The organism is Nostoc sp. DedQUE04 (assembly GCF_034530995.1).
Lineage (GTDB): Bacteria > Cyanobacteriota > Cyanobacteriia > Cyanobacteriales > Nostocaceae > Nostoc.
Genome location: NZ_JAVRCA010000104.1, coordinates 1 through 19,242, shown reverse-complemented (window position 1 = coordinate 19,242; position 19,242 = coordinate 1). Strand labels below are relative to the sequence as shown.

The 19,242-nt window shown below is 41.9% G+C and carries 14 protein-coding genes; 5 read left to right on the top strand and 9 right to left on the bottom strand.

Annotated features, from left to right (window positions below; all coding sequences use genetic code 11):
* The first annotated feature begins 66 nt into the window (after positions 1-66).
* Together RM049_RS37370 and RM049_RS37365 are read left to right on the top strand one after the other, a co-directional pair.
* Entirely contained in the window at positions 67-783 is a 717-nt protein-coding gene (locus tag RM049_RS37370) for a hypothetical protein (RefSeq protein WP_322707834.1), read from the top strand.
* A 64-nt stretch (positions 784-847) separates the two neighbouring features.
* A complete protein-coding gene (locus RM049_RS37365) occupies positions 848-1,138 on the top strand; it encodes a hypothetical protein (RefSeq protein WP_322707833.1) in 291 nt (96 codons plus the stop codon).
* A gap of 467 nt (positions 1,139-1,605) precedes the next feature.
* Here RM049_RS37365 and RM049_RS37360 read toward each other — a convergent pair whose 3' ends face one another.
* Positions 1,606-2,097 carry a TerB family tellurite resistance protein gene (locus tag RM049_RS37360; RefSeq protein ID WP_322707832.1) on the bottom strand — a complete coding sequence of 164 codons (492 nt, stop codon included), beginning with the start codon at positions 2,095-2,097 and terminating at the stop codon, positions 1,606-1,608.
* Positions 2,098-2,534: 437 nt separating this feature from the next.
* Positions 2,535-4,205 carry a transglutaminase family protein gene (locus RM049_RS37355; protein ID WP_322707831.1) on the bottom strand — a complete coding sequence of 557 codons (1,671 nt, stop codon included), beginning with the start codon at positions 4,203-4,205 and terminating at the stop codon, positions 2,535-2,537.
* Between the two features lie 439 nt (positions 4,206-4,644).
* Here RM049_RS37355 and RM049_RS37350 point away from each other — a divergent pair, with 439 nt between their 5' ends.
* The gene (locus tag RM049_RS37350) at positions 4,645-7,503 is read left to right on the top strand and encodes a cation-translocating P-type ATPase (RefSeq protein WP_322707835.1); all 2,859 of its coding nucleotides are present in this window, start codon (positions 4,645-4,647) and stop codon (positions 7,501-7,503) included.
* A gap of 83 nt (positions 7,504-7,586) precedes the next feature.
* The gene (gene recF, locus RM049_RS37345; RefSeq protein WP_322687803.1) at positions 7,587-8,711 is read left to right on the top strand and encodes a DNA replication/repair protein RecF; all 1,125 of its coding nucleotides are present in this window, start codon (positions 7,587-7,589) and stop codon (positions 8,709-8,711) included.
* A 146-nt stretch (positions 8,712-8,857) separates the two neighbouring features.
* On the opposite strand, the gene RM049_RS37340 is transcribed toward recF, so the two are convergent.
* On the bottom strand, positions 8,858-9,319 hold the full coding sequence (locus RM049_RS37340) for an MgtC/SapB family protein (RefSeq protein WP_322685330.1): 462 nt from the start codon (positions 9,317-9,319) through the stop codon (positions 8,858-8,860).
* 670 nt (positions 9,320-9,989) lie between these two features.
* Here RM049_RS37340 and RM049_RS37335 point away from each other — a divergent pair.
* A complete protein-coding gene (locus tag RM049_RS37335) occupies positions 9,990-12,341 on the top strand; it encodes a putative PEP-binding protein (RefSeq protein ID WP_322707830.1) in 2,352 nt (783 codons plus the stop codon).
* A 36-nt stretch (positions 12,342-12,377) separates the two neighbouring features.
* Here the strand turns inward: RM049_RS37335 and RM049_RS37330 are convergent, their stop codons facing one another.
* From RM049_RS37330 to RM049_RS37305, 6 genes are all read right to left on the bottom strand, one after another.
* Positions 12,378-13,217: a hypothetical protein gene (locus RM049_RS37330; protein ID WP_322707829.1), complete on the bottom strand. Its 840-nt coding sequence runs from the start codon at positions 13,215-13,217 to the stop codon at positions 12,378-12,380.
* Positions 13,218-13,246: 29 nt separating this feature from the next.
* The gene (locus tag RM049_RS37325; protein WP_322707828.1) at positions 13,247-14,419 is read right to left on the bottom strand and encodes a hypothetical protein; all 1,173 of its coding nucleotides are present in this window, start codon (positions 14,417-14,419) and stop codon (positions 13,247-13,249) included.
* 228 nt (positions 14,420-14,647) lie between these two features.
* A complete protein-coding gene (locus RM049_RS37320; protein ID WP_322670693.1) occupies positions 14,648-15,304 on the bottom strand; it encodes a DUF1361 domain-containing protein in 657 nt (218 codons plus the stop codon).
* Between the two features lie 185 nt (positions 15,305-15,489).
* The gene (locus tag RM049_RS37315) at positions 15,490-15,714 is read right to left on the bottom strand and encodes a hypothetical protein (protein ID WP_322670692.1); all 225 of its coding nucleotides are present in this window, start codon (positions 15,712-15,714) and stop codon (positions 15,490-15,492) included.
* Between the two features lie 78 nt (positions 15,715-15,792).
* The gene (locus RM049_RS37310) at positions 15,793-16,992 is read right to left on the bottom strand and encodes a hypothetical protein (protein WP_322707827.1); all 1,200 of its coding nucleotides are present in this window, start codon (positions 16,990-16,992) and stop codon (positions 15,793-15,795) included.
* Between the two features lie 139 nt (positions 16,993-17,131).
* On the bottom strand, positions 17,132-19,015 hold the full coding sequence (locus RM049_RS37305; RefSeq protein WP_322707826.1) for an iron uptake porin: 1,884 nt from the start codon (positions 19,013-19,015) through the stop codon (positions 17,132-17,134).
* Between the last annotated feature and the right edge of the window lie 227 nt (positions 19,016-19,242).

Here is a 19,242-nt window from a genome sequence, read left to right as displayed (position 1 = left end):
ACTCATCCGTATTATCTCGTAATCTTTTTCAAAAATCAAATAGGATTCCTATATCAGACAACCTAGATGTCAAATACATCGATTTTTATCTTTGGTTGTAAGGAGTTAGGATTAGTGCGATTAACCACAAATAAATCCGTATTTAGATTAGTAGGAATTTCAACATTTCTTTTACTTATCATTTTTAAAGGGATTTTATCTCAACCTGTTTATGCATTGCTGTCGTCTCTAGACGCTTGTGCTGTTCAACCTGAATGTGCTGCTGCTGGCTCGGAATTAGCTCCTACTACTAAGGCTACAATTAGCACAACTAAAACTCAAAATGAGCAGGTTCCAAATAAAGCTCAGGAGAGATATTGTTCTTTTTATCCACTTAATTTAGTTTGTGGCCCACAAGGTCAATCTTCAGTTCTTTATAATTACAAATTTCATCAAACAGTACATTACAGAAAGTCTGGTTCTCCTGACAAATTTGTAACTCATCACTTTCGGAGTTGGCGACCTGCGCCAGGGGCAATTAGAAGTTTAGCTCAACCTCCAGGTATTGAATTTGGTGGTGGTTATCCTCCATCTGGTGATTATGTAACCTGGATTCATTTAAATGATGGAGATGGTAATAATCAAACTCGTGGAGTCGTTTATGAATACTCAACTGGCGACACCATGACATGGGATGATTATGCAAATTATTCTAACAATAATATTGAGGGAGAATGGATTAGCGATGTGGTTCGTGCTGATATACCACCAGATAATTCATCTCGTTATGATAGGAAAGATTGACTTCAATAAAAGCATGATGTGGCTGTTCAATTAATAAATTTTCATCAAATTAGAGGTTGCTGGCATGAATGAGCTTTATACGCTTCTCCAAAAGATTAAAGAAAATCCAGTTATGTACATAGACAAGCCATCAATTACTTGTCTTAAGTCCTTTGTCGGGGGGTATTTAGGTCAACTAAGTGACTTAGGATTAACTCCAGAAGGCTACCCAATGGAAGGATTTCAAGAATGGATACAAGAAAGAGCAAAAACCAATCTTTCAAGATCATGGGCTGAAATACTTATATCTTCCTGTGGTAGTGACACAAATGCTTTCTATAGTTTTTTTGAGCTATTTGAGCAGTTTATCAAATAGAAAAATGCTTCAAAAATTTAAGAAAGTGAAGGCGTTTTAAGGCTTCGTCAGGATTTGATGTTTCCTCAGTTTGATATTTACAAGGAGATTCCAAGTAATATAAAAAAAAGACCAGGAATGTATTTAGGCAGAAATTCAATTACTAGACTTGATATGCTTCTGCGAGGATATAGTCTGGCTCGAAGAGAAGTTGGCGTACCTCCAACTGAGCCAGAAAGAGAATTTGAAGGTTTTTAATCATGGGTTGAAGAAAAATATGGAATTAACTCAGGTCAGTCATGGTCTAAAATAATTCTTTTCTATTCTGTAGACGAGCATGAGGCACTACAGAAATTTTTTGAATTGTTTGAAGAATACTTGAATAGGAATAAAAGCTTAGAAGTAGACGAAAATAATGGTTAAGCAGAGAGTATTAGGATGCGTTAGCCTACGGTATAACACACCCTACTCCCTGGAATACCTTATATTTAAGCTAAAACCTCTGTTTGTAGTAGCGCCTTACGTAATGCAGTTATAGCTTCTTCGGTTTCTATCAACCTATTGAGAGCAAGCGCAACATCATCTTCAACCTTCAGGAGTTTAGCTGCTTTTTTTACAGCATTTTGCTCTTCAATTGAGTAATCATTATCGGCACGGGACATTTGAATTGCATGATACAACAATGACCTTGATTTCGACCAAGTAGAAACATCAACTGTAATCTTACTCAGCAGGTTTTCTAAGTCAGCATTTTTGTATTCAAAAGTTTTGTATTTTTCTATTAATTCTTCAGGAGCACCAACTAGACGCTGATGATTTAGTAACCAATTAAGTTCGGCTTCTGAAACTTCTCCATCAGCTCCAGCAATAGCAAGCAGTGCATATCCGTAGTTAAGGTAGGCTTCAGTAGGAGCTTCTGAAATACCTAAGTTCTTTTTCATAAATTCTGAAGCAGGTATTGCTTCTTTAAGATTGCTCATGAATTACCTCTTTGATTATTTTGAGAATTTACTGTTTGGCAAATGCTATCTATAAAATTTAAAAATTATTATCTAGGTTTTTAATTAGTGTTTACCAATTAAATTCCTCGATAAATTGTTGATATTTTACTATTTTTATAGATGCCTTTCAATCTTCTCAGCATCAAAATAAAAATGCAAGGACAGTTAAGACACTTAAGACAGTTAAGAAAATTAGTGAAGTAATTTTCTTACAAGCAGCTAAAAACATAGCGTCTGGTAAAAGAGGCAAGCAACGCAATTTTGTAAAGCACTAATACCAAAAACGAAAATACGCTATTTCGACGAGATGCAGAGGCACAGCCAAGCCCAGACATTGCAACGAAAAAACCTGGCTGTATTGATAATTAAGCAATGTGATTGATAATTCAACCCTGAACTAATGCTTAATGCCTAATTTAAAAAGGCGGTAATTCTTTAAGAATTGTGAACCGGATATGATTAATCGCTAAATCACCAATGGGGATATCTTCTTTGGTTAGCCGCTCACCTTGACTTGTCACCGTTTCAAAGGTGATGCCTTTGCCAATTTCAATGTGATACCAGCATAAGCCCATAAAAAATCGCGTTGGATAAGGGCCACCTTCACCGATATCATCAGGATTTGATTCCATTGGCAACCAGCCAAAATTCGGGACGTAGAACTCCAGCCAAACATGATTAAAGTCGGGTTGTAACGGTACTCCTACGAAGTCACTATGGGGAGGACATTTATACCTGCCTACGGTGCGGCAGGGGATGCCATTTAAACGGGATAAAGCAAGTAAAACGCCGACATATTCACCACAGGAACCAACCCCCCGCTCTAAAACCGTATCTGGCGTGTCAATATAAGGTTTAATTCCGTAGGATAACTCATCATAAACGTAGTTGCGGATGCTGTGCATTTTGCGCAGCACATTGGTTTCAGAACCAATCGCTTCTCTGGCGGCACGGCGAACAATGGTAGTATCCATTGCTAAATCGTCGTCGTCCACTAGGTAGCGTGTTTCTAATTCTGAAGATAATTTAGGTATATTCTCTACATCTCTGGGTGTGATGCGATACTTAATACCGCGAACTTCCAAAAGTGCTTTCCAGCCAAATATATGCCGTTCTCCTGGGGCAAGAGAATCAAATTTAAAGACTGCTACGCGTTGCCCCTGTACTACTTCTTCGGTGAAGGGTATACCAATGGCTTCAACGTGTTTGACCTTTTGACGCTCAGTTTCGGATGGTAAGGCGATGCGCCATTCGACATCGGGTAAATAAACCTCGTCTAAGGGTGCAATTTCCTCAGCGTAGGACATTTCAATCAGATAGCCATTAGAGAGGGCGTAACGCTTATCTGGATCGTAATGATAATACAAAGGGTGAATAAAAGTGCGATCGCGGAATGTTAGCTCATGACTCGGATCGGCATTGGGGTTATCCCGGATATAAGGCTCCTCTGAGGCGTAGGCGACGTAAATACTTTCTTTGCCTGTTTGGTCATTTTTATGGAGCGCTATGCCTGTAGGACATTCAAAGGGGGTCAGAACGCTAAATTGCAGTTCTCCTGTGGCTCTGTCCATCGCGTAAACTGATTGTTCGGTGCGATCGCAAATCCATAGCATTTCTTGGTTGACTGCCAAATTCTCTATCCCAACTCCAGGGGCATAAAATTTAGTAATCTCTTTTCGGGTTTGGCGGTCAAAAACCAGAATGTAGCCCAGCCTTTGGCAACTTACATAAACTGTTGTTTCCCAAACAGCAACGCCATCAGCTGCATAAGGCAATGTTACAAAATGTTCCAGATCCAAAGCATTCAGCTTGCACAAATAAACACTATTTTCTCGGCTTACCCACAGCGTATCGTCCCACACCGCTAGACCAGTGACATCGGTAAATTCTTCAACTTGATGGGGATTGAGAATTTTGCTGTTGTCAGAGGTGGGATCGATTTCTAGTAGATGCCCTTTAATACTGTCAATGGCAATCAGTCTATCTTTAATGAAAGTAATGCCACACAGGGTAGCAGCAGTAAGCGGCCGAATTGTTCTTTGCCCAAACATCTGGCTAACGGTCAAAGTGGGGAGTGCAAAACTCATAAAACCTTATGGTAAGTGTAAAAAACCCTCACCTTTAGGTAGGGGAGGAAACATGACTCAACGGTTTTAGCGTGGTAACACCAATTGCTTGAGATGGAAAAATCCCAGTCGAGCAATGGTTCCCCCGATTGGGGCGGATGAAGAGTGCTGAGTTAAAAGACTACCCACAATGGGCGTTGCTCGAACCCAAGTACATCAATTAATGGTTCTCGATCGCCACGTTTACAGCGAGGTACTAATAATTATCGGTACAATGTGTTCCGAAAAACTCTTTCGTGAGAAATAATACTATCTGAAAATAGGAGGAATTTACAAATATTAAGAATTACAGATACACTCATACAACTGGGCGATCGCCTTAATGTAACTTTAAAAGATGGAATTCCTGCCATCACTAAATTATGATCGAATTTTGTAACCATTTGCTGTGACCTACACGATGTCTGCTAATTCTCTGCCTGAAGGTGCCGCCGTTTGGCATAGTTTAGAAGTTGATAAAGCGCTAGACCTGCTTGATAGTAATGCAGACAGCGGCTTAACACCCCAAGAAACTCAACAGAGATTGCAAAAATACGGCCCCAACGAACTTGAAGAAACTGCGGGCCGTAGTGCTTGGGAAATTCTGCTGGATCAGTTCAAGAACATTATGTTGTTGATGCTGATTGGCGTGGCTTTGATTTCTGGGTTTTTAGACCTAATGGCTTTGCGATCGGGCAGTTTGAAGCCTGGTGAAGTGCCATTTAAAGATACGATCGCTATCTTAGCAATTGTTATCCTCAATGGCATACTTGGCTACGTCCAAGAAAGCCGCGCTGAAAAAGCCTTGGCAGCCTTGAAAAAAATGACCTCTCCCTTAGTGCGCGTCATCCGTGACACCAGACTGGTGGAGATAGCAGCCAAGGAACTAGTTCCAGGGGATGTCATGCTGCTGGAAGCTGGGATGCAGATAGCCGCAGATGGACGCTTGATCGAACAGTCTAATTTACAAGTGCGTGAGTCGGCATTAACTGGTGAAGCCGAGGCGGTGAATAAACAGGCATCACTAAAATTGCCGGAGGAAACATCATTAGGCGATCGCCTCAATGTCGTGTATCAAGGAACTGAAGTAGTCCAAGGACGTGCTAAGGTTCTGGTGACTAACACCGGCATGACTACAGAACTAGGCAAAATTGCCACCATGTTGCAGGCGGTGGAAAGTGAACCTACGCCTTTACAGCAGCGGATGACTCAACTGGGTAATGTCCTAGTTACAGGTTCTTTAATTCTGGTAGCGATCGTTGTTATTGGCGGTGTATACAGGGACGGAGGTTTTAAAAATATTCAAGAACTCTTGGAAGTTTCCTTGAGTATGGCGGTTGCTGTAGTGCCAGAAGGTTTACCAGCTGTAATTACCGTCACCTTGGCACTGGGAACCCAACGAATGGTACGCCAAAATGCCTTGATTCGCAAATTGCCAGCAGTGGAAACGTTGGGTTCTGTAACTACCATCTGTTCTGATAAAACTGGCACCCTGACTCAAAATAAAATGGTGGTGCAATCGATTTCCACCAATAACAAAACTTTTCGCGTCACCGGCGAAGGTTATGCTCCCACAGGGGACTTCCAGTTAAACGGTCAAAAAATTTCCTTAGAGGAATCTCCAGAAATTTCCGCGTTATCAGTCGCCTGTGCTATTTGTAATGACTCCGTATTGCAAAAAGAACAAGGTGAATGGGCAATTTTGGGAGATCCGACAGAGGGGGCATTACTCACCCTGGCGGGAAAAGCGGGAATTGAAAAAGACCAGTGGAACAGTAAGTTACCTCGCGTAGCGGAGTTTCCCTTTTCCTCAGAACGAAAGCGGATGAGCGCGATCGCTCAGGTGGAGAGAGTCGCCACAGGTGAAGCATTTTCGAGAGGTGTTGACCCAGCGATCGCCGGTTTTCTCCAATCGGAACCTTATTTAATGTTTACCAAAGGTTCTCCAGAATTAATCTTGGCACGTTGCACTCAGATTCATTTGGGTAATGACACGGGTACTGTAACCGAAGCACAACGCCAGAAAATTTTGGCAGAAAATGACCTGATGGCGAGTAAAGGTCTACGGGTGCTAGGTTTTGCCTACAAACCTTTGTTAGAGATTCCACCGTCAGGTTCAGACGAGACATCCGAACAAGGCTTAGTATGGCTGGGATTGGTGGGAATGCTAGATGCGCCACGCCCAGAAGTCAGAGCAGCCGTGCAAGAGTGTCGAGAAGCAGGTATTCGCCCAGTGATGATTACTGGCGACCACCAATTAACAGCACGAGCGATCGCCACCGATTTAGGAATTGCCCAAGAAGGCGATAGGGTACTTACAGGTCAAGAATTGCAACGGATGACTGACCAGGAATTAGAGCAAAACGTTGACTTGGTAAGCATCTATGCCAGAGTTTCCCCTGAACACAAACTGCGAATTGTCCAAGCACTGCAACGCCGGGGTCGATTTGTAGCGATGACAGGTGATGGTGTCAACGATGCCCCAGCCCTCAAACAAGCCGACATCGGTATTGCAATGGGTATTACTGGCACTGATGTCAGTAAAGAAGCGAGTGACATGGTATTACTTGATGACAACTTCGCTACCATTGTCAGCGCCACCAAGGAAGGTAGAGTTGTTTATACCAACATCCGCCGCTTTATTAAATACATCTTGGGCAGTAACATTGGCGAAGTTCTCACAATTGCAGCCGCCCCCTTAATCGGCTTGGGAGGCGTTCCCCTAACTCCCTTACAAATTTTGTGGATGAACTTGGTGACAGATGGTTTACCAGCCTTAGCATTAGCTGTGGAACCTCCAGAACCGGATGTGATGCAACGTCCGCCTTTTAGTCCCCGTGAAAGTATTTTCGCTAGGGGATTGGGTTCTTATATGATTCGCATTGGCATCATCTTTGCCATTATCAGCATTGCCTTAATGTGGTGGGCTTATCAACATAGTCATGCCCCAGGCTATCAAGGCGATCGCGATACTTGGAAAACAATGGTATTTACCAGCTTGTGTATTGCCCAAATGGGTCATGCGATCGCCATTCGCTCCAACAACCGACTGACCATTGAGATGAATCCCTTCTCAAATATCTTTGTACTAGCGGCTGTTATCGTCACCACGATTTTGCAGTTGATGCTAGTTTATGTCCCACCCCTGCGAGATTTCTTTGGTACTCATTACCTGAATATGCAGGAATTGGGGGTTTGTATTGGCTTCAGCGCCTTAATGTTCGTGTGGATTGAAGCGGAGAAGATATTCTTGCGGATTATGGGCAAGAAGGCCGTTTGAAAAAGAAATTTTAGATTTTAGATTTTAGATTTTAGATTTATCTTCAATCCAAAATCTAAAATTTAAAATCCAAAATTGAACTTATGTACCTAAAAACTCTAAACCTCCGACAATTTCGCAATTATCAAGATCAAAAGGTTGAGTTTACTGCTGCCAAAACAATTTTGGTAGGTAATAACGCTCAGGGAAAGTCGAATTTGTTGGAGGCGGTGGAGTTGCTGGCGACATTGCGATCGCACCGCATAACCCGCGATCGCGATTTAGTTCAAGAAGGAGAAGCCATAGCCCAAATTAATGCCACCCTTGAGCGACAAACAGGTGTTAGCGACCTGACCTTGACCTTGCGCCGCAATGGTCGCCGTAGCGTTGCTCTCAATGGTGAATCTATCCGCCGTCAAATGGATTTTCTTGGCGTTCTCAATGCAGTCCAATTTTCCAGCTTGGATTTAGACTTAGTACGCGGCGGCCCGGAAGGTCGCCGCAACTGGTTAGATACACTATTAATTCAACTCGAACCAGTTTATGCTCACATTTTGCAGCAGTATAACCATGTGTTACGCCAGCGCAATGCCTTTTTAAAACGCCATGTAGAGACGTTGGATGCAACATCTTTACAATCAGAACTAGCGCTGTGGGATGCACAGTTAGCTACTACGGGAACTAGGGTAATTAGACGACGCGATCGCGCTATCCAAAGATTAGCTCCCATTGCTACCACCTGGCACGGGAGTATTAGCGGCAGTACAGAAGTTCTCCAAATCAAGTACGTGCCGAATATTCCTTTAGAGGATAACCAACCAGAAGAAGTGCAGCAAGCTTTTTTAGCAAAAATTCAGCAGCGATCTGTAGCTGAAATGCACCAAGGCACGACTCTTGTTGGCCCCCATCGAGATGAAATAGAATTAACGATTAACCAGACACCCGCTCGTCAATACGGTTCTCAAGGTCAGCAACGAACGCTGGTTTTAGCTTTAAAATTAGCCGAATTACAATTAATTGAAGAAGTCGTCAAAGAGCCACCATTACTATTACTAGATGATGTTCTTGCCGAACTAGATTTATCCCGCCAAAATCAATTGCTTGATGCCATTCAAGACCGCTTTCAAACCTTGATTACTACTACTCATTTGGGTTCTTTTGATTCCCAATGGTTGAAATCTTCACAAATCCTTCTTGTGAAGGCAGGAGAAATAATGCAACATCAATAATTCTAAAAATCATATTTATAGTAATTTGTAATTCGTATGATTATCTGGTATTCCCTTATTCATATTTTCAGATAAAGGTAAATTAGGAAGCTCAATAACTGTATGTTTCTTAAGCATATTTTTTATTAAAAATAATAGATAGCTAATTATTGATTTCGTTTTTCAAACCTTTTAAAAACGTTGAGAACTAAAAAAGTCAGCATAGCGCCGATTAATCCTAACTGCCATAAACCACAGCCAGCAGTAATTCCCAATGCAGAAGAAACCCAAATAGCCGCTGCTGAGGTGAGTCCGTGAATTTCAAGTTGCTGTGACTCTTGGGAAGATTGACGCACAATTTCTCCAGCACCGAGAAATCCTACACCAGCTGCAATCCCTTGAATCACACGGCTAAGTGCATCAGGACTAGATTGCACTCCTCCTGTTTGCATGATTATTAAAGTAAATAAGGCTGAACCTAAACTCACCAGTATATGAGTTCTTAAACCAGCTGGTTTGCGTCTAATTTGACGTTCTAAGCCGATGATTGCTCCAATAAGCAATGCAATACATAGCCGGAAGCTGATATTCAGCCAATCATCAGTTGCAAGGTAGTAAGTGTTTGACAATGTTTAGTCTGATATGGAGAATTTTATATTCTAAGTTAAATTGTAATATTTTTCTAAAAAAGTCCAAAACTATTCTAATGTTTTATTAATGGAGTTTAATCCAATGGGTATAGTGCAATAACCTATCTCATATTTGGATTCTATCAATTCAGTAATGGTTTTGAAACTGAGAATTAATATTTTCCATTATTAGGATTATTTTTCAATAAGATATTGTTCTGGTCAATCAATGGAGATTTGCATTATTAGATTGTGGCAACGATCGTAATTTGGGCAAACTAGATGAATTTTAAGTTTATTAAATAGTTTTTTGGCTATTTAAAATGACTTAGCTAGAGAATTATACCTTAAATTGTTAGATTAACCCATACACTCAACAATTAAATATGATAAGGGTATGTATAAGTAGAGCAAATCAGCTATACAGCGTATTTCAAATTACTGAAGTACACAACGATTCGTCTCAAAGCCAGCTATCAAGCCTGTTTTACTTCTGACTCCTTAATTCTGAATTCTCCTCTATCCTGCTTCAAAACCCGTAACTTTGTAATTTATCCAAAAGAAAACTGCTGTAAGTCCTGAGTACTTTTTATTCAGAAGTCAGTGGATTAACCTGATAACATACCAAAAAGAAATGGCTGTGGCTACAAATAGACAACTAACAAATTGAGTGAATAAACTCTACTGGCTAGATCAAATTAAACTACAAGACCGTGCCAAAGTAGGTGACAAAGCCTTTTACTTGAGCAAAATTATCCAGCGTGGCTATCCGGTGATGCCTGGTTTTGTGGTTTCGGCAGAAATTTTGCGGCAATTTCTCGAAAATCTCAATAGTTCAGAATCATTAATAGCTGACTTACCCCATTCTTCGCTACACCTGGATGTCACTAATTGGCGGCAACTTCAGCAGGTTGCTAGTCGCTTGCGCCAAGAAATTCTGACTGCGACTGTAACCCAGGAGTGGGTAAGTACAATTTTCCAAGCCGCGAGAGAATGGCAAACTAGCTGTTTAATTCTTCGACCTTCTTTGACAGTATCAACTGCTACTCCAGGTATAAACAACAATATATCGGGTTTACTGGAGTCAGTATTTTGCCAGTGCGAACCAGAAGCAATCGCTTTGGCTCTAAAACGAACCTGGAGTCAAATATTTCGGGCCCGGAGTCTATTATATTGGCAACACTCAGGAATTAATCTGCAACAAATTAATCTCGCAGTTTTGGTGCAACCTGTTGAAAATGCGATCGCTTCTGGCTCGCTCACAACCAATGCCTCTGGATGGGAAATTGAAGCTACTTTGGGATTAGGAATTGCGATCGCTCTTGGCGAAATACAGCCAGATATTTACTACATTCAACCAGAAACTGGGGCTGTACTTGAGCAACAACTGGGCAATAAAATGCTGGCTTATGGTGTTGATGATGCAGCATCTAAAATTTTTTTGCGACTCGTGCCGAACTCAGGGTTAACACCAGATCGCACCTGTCTGATTACTTATTTAATTCCACAAGCCCAACAAAAACAGTACTCTTTACAAGAAGAATACTTACAACAAATAATTACTCTGGGAACTCAACTGGTAAGTGAACTAGGTAAAACTTTTACCATTAAATGGACTCTCGCTGGGCAAACTACATCTGGTAAGCTCTACATCACACAAGTTAATCCTTCGCAATCTATGATTCCCCACTCACACTTGATTCGGGGACTAGGAGCAGCCGGAGGACGGGTTGTAGCCACTGCCCTAGTAATTACTAATCCGCAACAGAAACCCGAACAACTACCGAAGGGAGTAATTTTAGTAGTTCCAACGATTACACCTGATTGGTTGCCATTATTGCAACAAGTTGGTGGTATTATCACTGAACAAGGGGGATTAACCAGTCACGCGGCAATTCTAGCTAGAGAATTAGGTATCACAGCAGTAGTAAACGCAACATCTGCCACAACTTTAATCCAAACTGGCGAACGATTGCTGCTTGATGGCGACAGAGGAGAAGTTTATCGCATCAAAGCAGACTCAAAGGAAGAGATGGACAAAGGAAGAGAAGAAAATCTTCTTACCTCCGATCGCCCCAACTCGAAAGCGCCTCATTCTGCTGTTACGTCTCATCTACCTATGATTGCTACCCAATTGCTGGTTAACTTGAGTCAGTCTGCTTTAATAGAACAAGTGCAAAACCTGCCTGTGGATGGAGTGGGATTATTACGTTCCGAATTGATGGTACTAAATATATTGGACGGGCAACATCCTAATAGTTGGATTTTAAGCGGGCGTCAGGCAGAATTGTTAGAGCTATGGTCTGAGCAGATTATGCAATTTGCTCGTGCCTTTGCCCCAAGACCAGTTTTTTATCGTTCTTTAGATTGGCGATCGCAAGATTTACCATCATTGAGTGATAGTTTAGAATCTTCGCCACAATCGATGTTAGGTGAACGCGGCACCTTTAGCTATTTACGAAATCCCGCAGTCTTTGACCTAGAATTGAAAGCTTTGGCAAGCGTACAACAAGCTGGTTACACCAATGTAAACCTGCTGTTGCCTTTTGTGCGGACTGTAGAAGAATTTATTTTTTGCCGTCGCAAAGTTGAGCAAGCTTTTTTAACCGAAGTGGCGCAGTTTCAATTGTGGATGATGGCAGAAGTGCCAAGTGTCTTGTTTTTATTACCAGAATATGTAAAAGCAGGTGTGGCCGGAATTTCTATTGGTACAAATGACTTGACCCAATTATTGCTAGGAGTGGATCGAGAACAAGGACAGCTAGCAAAAGTATTTAATGAACGTCATCCAGCAGTTATGAGTGCGATCGCTCAACTGATCCAAATGGCTCAAAGTGCCGATATACCTTGTTCAATCTGCGGTCAAGCACCAGCCCTCTATCCAGAAATCATCGATAAGTTAGTGGAATGGGGTATAACTTCCATTTCTGTTGAACCGGAAGCAGTCGAGCGAACATATGAAGCGATCGCTCGTGCTGAACAACGCTTAATTTTGGCAGCAGCACGCCGAAAACTTAATTAGGAGTTAGGAGTTAGGAATTAATTGCTCACTGCTAATTTATTTGATGTAGCCAGTTTCGCGCAAAAACTTTCGTAAATCGGCAAAGTACTTGGTGCGATCGCTTTTTTTATAAGCTTGTTGCACTCGCCCCCATCCATCCTGTCCTTGATTCAACAGATATTTATCTGCCAGATAAGCTGCTAAAAAGCCCTTGCCATCATCGCCTTGTTGCCGTGCCTGGATATAAGTTTGCCATAGCTCTGAGGCATGATTGGAGATTAATTTGGGATAGCTACGAGTCACATCGACCATTTTACCTTGGCGATAACGCCAAATTTGCAGGGGGTAGGCAGAAGCAGCATAAGCTGTAAAAGCATAGGCAAAGCGATCGTCTCGACTGTCAAACTCTGGTAATCCATCTTTGTCTAAATCTTTGAGTTGATAGCCACCATTGCCCCATTCATGACGAATCTTAATATACTTTTGAGATTTGCTGTCGTAACGATAAATCAATGAATAAGTACAACAGTGCGCTCCACCTGTAAAGAAATCGGCAATTATTTCTGGTTCTTTGTTACCGTCCAAGTCTCGCACTGGTAAGTTGTTTTCTTGTCCAGATATATTCCCTACAGGTCTGTCATATTCATCTTCTTGCGGTAGTTTTTGATCCAAAACAGTTTTACCCGCCCGGATAATTTTCAACCGGATATTTTTATACTGATATTCCTCTGGTTTTTCGTAAGATATTTCTGCCCGCACATTGCCCAATTCTCCAGTTATTGTTTCTGCTATTGCCGTCTGGGTAAATATAGCCGTTGCACTCAAAAGAGCTAAACCGATTAGAGATTGACCGATCGAGGAGCGAATAGTAATCATCGTTGGTGTTGTATATAGCACATTCAACTTTATACAACACCATCAAAATGTCAATATCGGTAAATTGCCGCAACGGCTGTGCTATACGGAATCTCTTCAAAGGGAACAGCGTAAACCGTGCCGCCATTTAATAAGGTATGAGCAGCAACAAAATCCAACAAATCCTCATCACCAGCTTCTTTTTCTGGGTGCAAATAAACCGTTTCTGAGGTTGGATCGAATAAACCCCACTGTTGCTGACCAACTGCAACTAGTAATGAATCCACGCGTTGGTAATAAGCCGCTGAGATAACTTCTTGGAGGTTGTTAGATGCTTTACCAGTATCACCACCAAACAGTTCGTGAAATTGATCCAAAACTGCTTGCTGTGACTTTTGGAAATCAGCCTCGACAATCGGCCAAGCTTGGTCATGTAACTCTAGGGCGCTGAGAATTTCTGGATTACCAGTGATAGCTTCATCCATCAAATGCTGGTAAGTATTTGCTTGTCTATACACAGGCAAGAGATATTCTACCCCAGCCAACACCAAAGGTGCTTTTTGCAATTTCAGTTTTTCGTATAATGCGCGATCGACAATTTGAAAGAATTGGAGGATGTCTTCTTGTCGTCTATCCCTGTCAGGGCTTCCTTGTCCGTGAAACGTACCTGGTTGCGAAAAAGTATTGGAGGTTCCTCCTTTTGATGTGGCGATGCGAAACTGACCTTCTTTAGCAGTATCGTCTCTTTGCAGAGCTTCATCTACACTTTTAGGGAGATTTTCTACTTCTACCTCTTTGACACTGTAGCGTGTTCCTTCAAAGAACCTAACATCTTGTTGGCTCAAAGCCAGGATATAGAAGCGACCATTGCCATTTAAAATTGGCAGCAATGGCTTGATGTGAAATCGGTCTGTAACCACGACCAACTCTTGAAAATCAATTGGTAGAGGATAATAACGAAAAATATTTTCAGAAATAAAAATCGCCAGCCCTTGCTCTCCCATTTGCTCCCAGAACTCTTGGGTATCAATTTCCTGGGATTTTTCCAACAATGCGATCGCTTCTTCCTGTTCCAAACCCGCATCAATTAAACGAGCCTCTGCTTCCCTGACCAAATTTTTAAAGCGAATTGGGTCTTGTCGCACTTCTGGCCCGGCTGGGTGCGTTGGCATATAAATTGAAACACAATTTCCTTTTGGCTGTTCTATTAATGTCTTGATTTCCTCTTTCGAGATTAATTGCATATTATATCCCTCCTATCAACATGACTAGATACATCAGACCAGACCATCAATATTTAACGATCTGATACGACGTTATTCTCAGGTGATGGCGTTGAAGTTCAACCATTTGTTTCTGAGTTTATTTCACCTCAAGGAGGGTTTTATTGCATCTTTCTTTTGATAGGCAATATTCATCAAGGGAATTACTAATTAAAATCCCAAAATTAAAAGCCAAAATTGCCACGTCGATCAAATGTTTGGCGTATTAGAGTTTGTGCGTCCTGAGTTTATCCCTATTCTGCTATTTGATTGGCTAAGACCTAAAGTTACTCGTTTCATAATCCAGTACAAACCTGCAAGTACCACAAAGGTGATAGCAATAATCACCAGGGGCTGTTTTCCCAGAATTTCTTCTACTCCTTTGGTAAGTACGGCATCGGGTTGAGTAATAAAATCCCAACTGTTGAAACGCAAAAATCGCCCCCAATAAACACCAACAGCACAGAGAAAATGTGTAATTGTCTCAACGCGCCAAATCCATTGGCTCTTACCAATACGATGTAAATAGTGACCCCAATTAATTAACGATATTACATAAGCTTCAAATCCACTTAAAATTACTAGCAAATACAGAGGAATAAGTACTAAAGTAATCATCCACACCGATTGAATCGTGCGAATATCATCTATCAAGTGAATTACATCGGTCAACAAATATGGTGCATTTGGTAAGAAAGCATAGAAAACTAAGAATCCTAGCCACCAAAGCCAAGTGCCGCCGCGCCTCATGCGAAATAGCCAGACACTCAAAGCCAAAGGTATAAAAGCCAGAAATAAATTCCAAGTCATCCAACTCATATTAATTCGCAAGACCTGCACAACTCTGGCTATCAATTCTTCTTTCATAGGTGCTTACTCGGAAGATGTTTGATTGATGTAGATTTACTTTGTAGTGTTAGTGTTAACCTTATCGATTAAGTTTTTGTAGCCTCCAATAAAATTAATTTTCTCCAACATCAGACAATATTTTTGTGTTAGTTAGAGGTAAATGCATACTGATATATGTCCAAAATTTAGAGTTTTTGTGTATTTTATGCTGGAGGATGAAATTTATCAATCAATCGGCTTAAGTCTACTAGTATAGCCAGAAAATCATCAGGGTAAAAGATACCACCGAAAGGTAGTCTGAGCAACAAAAACGCCGCGAATATATGATGGTGGGCTTTTTTAATTGCAATGTATGCCTCTGTGCTAACTATTATATTGATTTCATTTTGCCCTGCTAGAGTTCCAGAAGCATTCAGAATTTTTGTCAAGTTAGCCTTTGGTTAGGGGCGGACGAGACGCCCACCCCACAAGAAGTAGTTGGATATTTTTGATTGAAAAGTCCCTAACTAACGCAGTAGCACTCGACTACGAGGGCCGATCGCTTGTTTTGGTAAAGTGGGCATTGTACAACTCTTAGCAGAATCTTGCGAACAAGCGGCTTGAACAAGAGTTGCAGGGTTGACAACTACTTGATTGACCTCTAGGGAATTACTGTTACTCAATTCCATATTAGGTGTAGTAGAAATTGATGGTGAATTCGACCCAGATGTGTACGTTGTAGGTGTCGAGGAAGCGCCACTATCAACTATTGGTGTAACAGTAAATGTGTTACCGCCATCAACCATTGGCGAAACAGTGAATGTGCTTCCACCATTAACTACAGGTGTAGGGGCGATCGCACTACCATCACTAACTACAGGTGCAGGGGCGATTGCACTACCACCAATTACTGATGGAGGAATGGGTGTACTACCACTGCTAATTACTGGCGGGGGAGTGGGTGTGCTACCACTGCTAATTACTGGTGGGGGAGTGGGTGTGCTACCACTACCAGTAGTTGGTGTAGGAGTTATGAGAGTTGCAGTTGCAGGTACTTTGATTTGTATTCTTGCCAGAGGTGCGTTAGTCATTTCCAAAGATGTCACCTTTGGCGAACCTGGGAGATCGGATTTGAAATCAAAGACTGTGGGGGTGGCGCTACCATTGCGATCGCTATATCGGACTCCATATCCACTCACTTCAAAAGTGCCCTGATACTGGTTTCCAGTGTTTGGATCGGTGACAATACCAGTGTATAAGGCTTTGGTGAGATTAAATTCATCCTGAACTACTCCTTGAAATGTGGTTCCTGCCAATTGTCCCTGGTATTTATAGGGTGTTAACTCACCGCCAGAGAGAATCGGCGAAGTGAGAACGCCATTAAAGGAGACAATCGGAATGCCTTTAAAGTCAACAAAATAATGCAGACTACCATCAGAGCGTGTTTGTACCTGCACATAGTCTGACTTGTATATAGGAACATAATTAGGATTGTTCTTAGTACCTAAGTTCCGCGAGTAAGTCCCCGTGTCGTCTGTATCAACGCGAGTAATGCTTTGATTGAAATTGGGATTATTTCTGGGAAGTTGGATAGTACCCGATAATGTGCCAGTGCTTTGAATTGTGATTTGAGCCGAAGCATTTGTTCCACTTAAACCGATGAAGACTGCGGCTAAACTGCTGCTAACAAGAAAACAACCCAAATGAACTAATGAATTTAATTTCATGAAAAACTTGCTCCTTTAATCACGTATCAAAAAAAACACGCACGAGTTTTCCTTGCTCCCATCAAGTAATGAAAGCATCTAATACTGAAACAACTAGTGGCAAAATAGCGTATTTTATTACATTTACATCAGTACAAACTTAAAACCGGAAACTTGCTCTTAATGTCCCCACGATTAATGCATCGTTAGCAGTATTGTGATCGGGATTGAAAATAACGAATAAGCCTGGAGTCAAGGCGATATTGTCGCTCAGTTGGGCGCGGTAAAAAACTTCTACGTGAATTGATGTGTCACTACGTCCACCTGCTGTCCCCCCATCAGAAAAGTTGGGAAAATTGAAGCCGTCGGGTAAAGTACTGGAAGTAATTTTGGGTGGTTGTCCAACGAGAACGCCCCCTAAATTCCCAGGACGCAACAAATTAGGAAAAGCCGCGAACACCATCCAGTTAGTAGTTTCTACACTTCCAGAAAGGTTAGATGGCTTGGAAGAAGTAAAGCCGCCCCAACCGCCCAAATGCAAGTTAGGGTTAATTCGCCAAGCAACAGTAGCACCAATTGCTTGAGTATCGAAAGCTGTAGGATTTGCAAAAGGTGAAATCAGTTGCGAATCGCCAATACCACCTCCCAGTAAGCCATCTGGGGAGTGGGAATAGAGATAATGTACGCCGACATCGATATTGTTTGTGGGTGCTAAACTTAACTGAGCGCCAGCAGTATATCTACCACCAAATAGTCCGCCCTGCTTGGTGTCGCCAGGAAAATTGGGTATTTCGGCACTATAAACGCCTTGCAAACTAATGCGATCGCTAATCTGCCAGTCAAAGCCTATACCACCACTGCCGTTACCAATACTTAAAATCGGGTTCCGCTGACCAAATAGAGAAATTGCACCATCGCTAGAACCTTCTAAAGGGCTAATACCGCGAAAGGTGTTGATTGGATTGACTCCCGCCGTACCGACGACAATTCCCAAGTTATGCGAGGCGAGAAATCGATAAGATAAGTCACTAACAACTAGATTGTTGTCTGTATTTGACTCAAATCCCAACCGCCCCATATTGGTAGATAACAACGATGCATTAGAACCCAAATTACCCGCAGACAACCCTGTTAACAGCAAATCTCGCCCTGTAAATGAAGTTGCTAAGGTTAGTTGGGCGCTACTTGTGAAAGTCAGATTGGTTTTTCCCTGGCGTTCAGGTACTCCATCTCTCGGAAACAAATCGACATCGGGGCTATTGGTTCCCTGCACGCTAAAAATTGCTTGACCAAATAACCTAGTAGTTGTGGAAAACCGATTTCCTTGTAATTCACTAGTCTGCTTTTCCACAACCTCGATACGCTGCTGTAATTGCTGCAACTCTGCTTTGAACTCGCCTTGCAATCTTTGCAGCAAGATTAAATCTTCATTATTAACAGTATTTATTTTATTGTTAGCGTAGGCGTAGCCCGCCGCAGGCATCGCATCGTTAATCTTCTCCAAACAAGCATTTAAACCAGCCGCAAATTCATAACGGCTGATACTGCGATTTCCCAGATAAGTCCCATCCGGGTATCCCGCAATGCAGCCATAGCGTTCTACTAAAGACTGCAAAGCACCAAAAGCCCAGTCGGAGGGTTGCACGTCTTGGAGTTGCGATACTGAGGTAACTTGAGACATTGGGTTGTCTGAGTCTGGAGGATGAGAAGATGGGGAAAATTCTTCTGTACTTTCCTGGTTCTGTACAACTTCTGTTACAGGTTGAGTATCTTTTAATTCAGGTAAGTTAGGGGAACTGATAAGTTGAATTTTGTCTCTACTTTTTCTAAGTATATTCTCGTACTTATTTTTTATTGCTGACGAGGTGGTTATATCTGGTTGCACGAATTCAGGTGGTGTAATTTCAGCAGGCGAGACAACTTGAGATAAATTATCCTGTGTTGACTGCTGCACCGGGTTTTCTGGCAGAATTACGGACTTTTCTGGTAAATTTACCGCAGATATTGGCACTGTTGTCAGCACACTCGCCATCAGTAGACTCATATCACTCCTGGTATTTCATTTGACTTGCACCAATACTTCTTTTGACAGATAAAGTTGGTGTATATCAGGAATTTTTTTGGAAAAAAAGTGATAAAAGTTACCCTGTATCGGAGTGTCAAGGGAAAGCAGGGGAGTATAGGGGCAGAGGAGCAGGGGAGCAGGGGAGACAAGGGGACAAGGGGACAAGGGGACAAGGGGACAAGGGGACAAGGGGGAATTATTGAACA

Bases quoted from the DNA above. Each gene is read 5' to 3' on its own strand.
- RM049_RS37370 (WP_322707834.1), top strand. From the start codon at position 67: ATGTCAAATACATCGATTTTTATCTTTGGTTGTAAGGAGTTAGGATTA.
- RM049_RS37365 (WP_322707833.1), top strand. From the start codon at position 848: ATGAATGAGCTTTATACGCTTCTCCAAAAGATTAAAGAAAATCCAGTT.
- RM049_RS37360 (WP_322707832.1), bottom strand. From the start codon at position 2,097: ATGAGCAATCTTAAAGAAGCAATACCTGCTTCAGAATTTATGAAAAAG.
- RM049_RS37355 (WP_322707831.1), bottom strand. From the start codon at position 4,205: ATGAGTTTTGCACTCCCCACTTTGACCGTTAGCCAGATGTTTGGGCAA.
- RM049_RS37350 (WP_322707835.1), top strand. From the start codon at position 4,645: ATGTCTGCTAATTCTCTGCCTGAAGGTGCCGCCGTTTGGCATAGTTTA.
- recF (WP_322687803.1), top strand. From the start codon at position 7,587: ATGTACCTAAAAACTCTAAACCTCCGACAATTTCGCAATTATCAAGAT.
- RM049_RS37325 (WP_322707828.1), bottom strand. From the start codon at position 14,419: ATGCAATTAATCTCGAAAGAGGAAATCAAGACATTAATAGAACAGCCA.
- RM049_RS37320 (WP_322670693.1), bottom strand. From the start codon at position 15,304: ATGAAAGAAGAATTGATAGCCAGAGTTGTGCAGGTCTTGCGAATTAAT.
- RM049_RS37310 (WP_322707827.1), bottom strand. From the start codon at position 16,992: ATGAAATTAAATTCATTAGTTCATTTGGGTTGTTTTCTTGTTAGCAGC.
- RM049_RS37305 (WP_322707826.1), bottom strand. From the start codon at position 19,015: ATGAGTCTACTGATGGCGAGTGTGCTGACAACAGTGCCAATATCTGCG.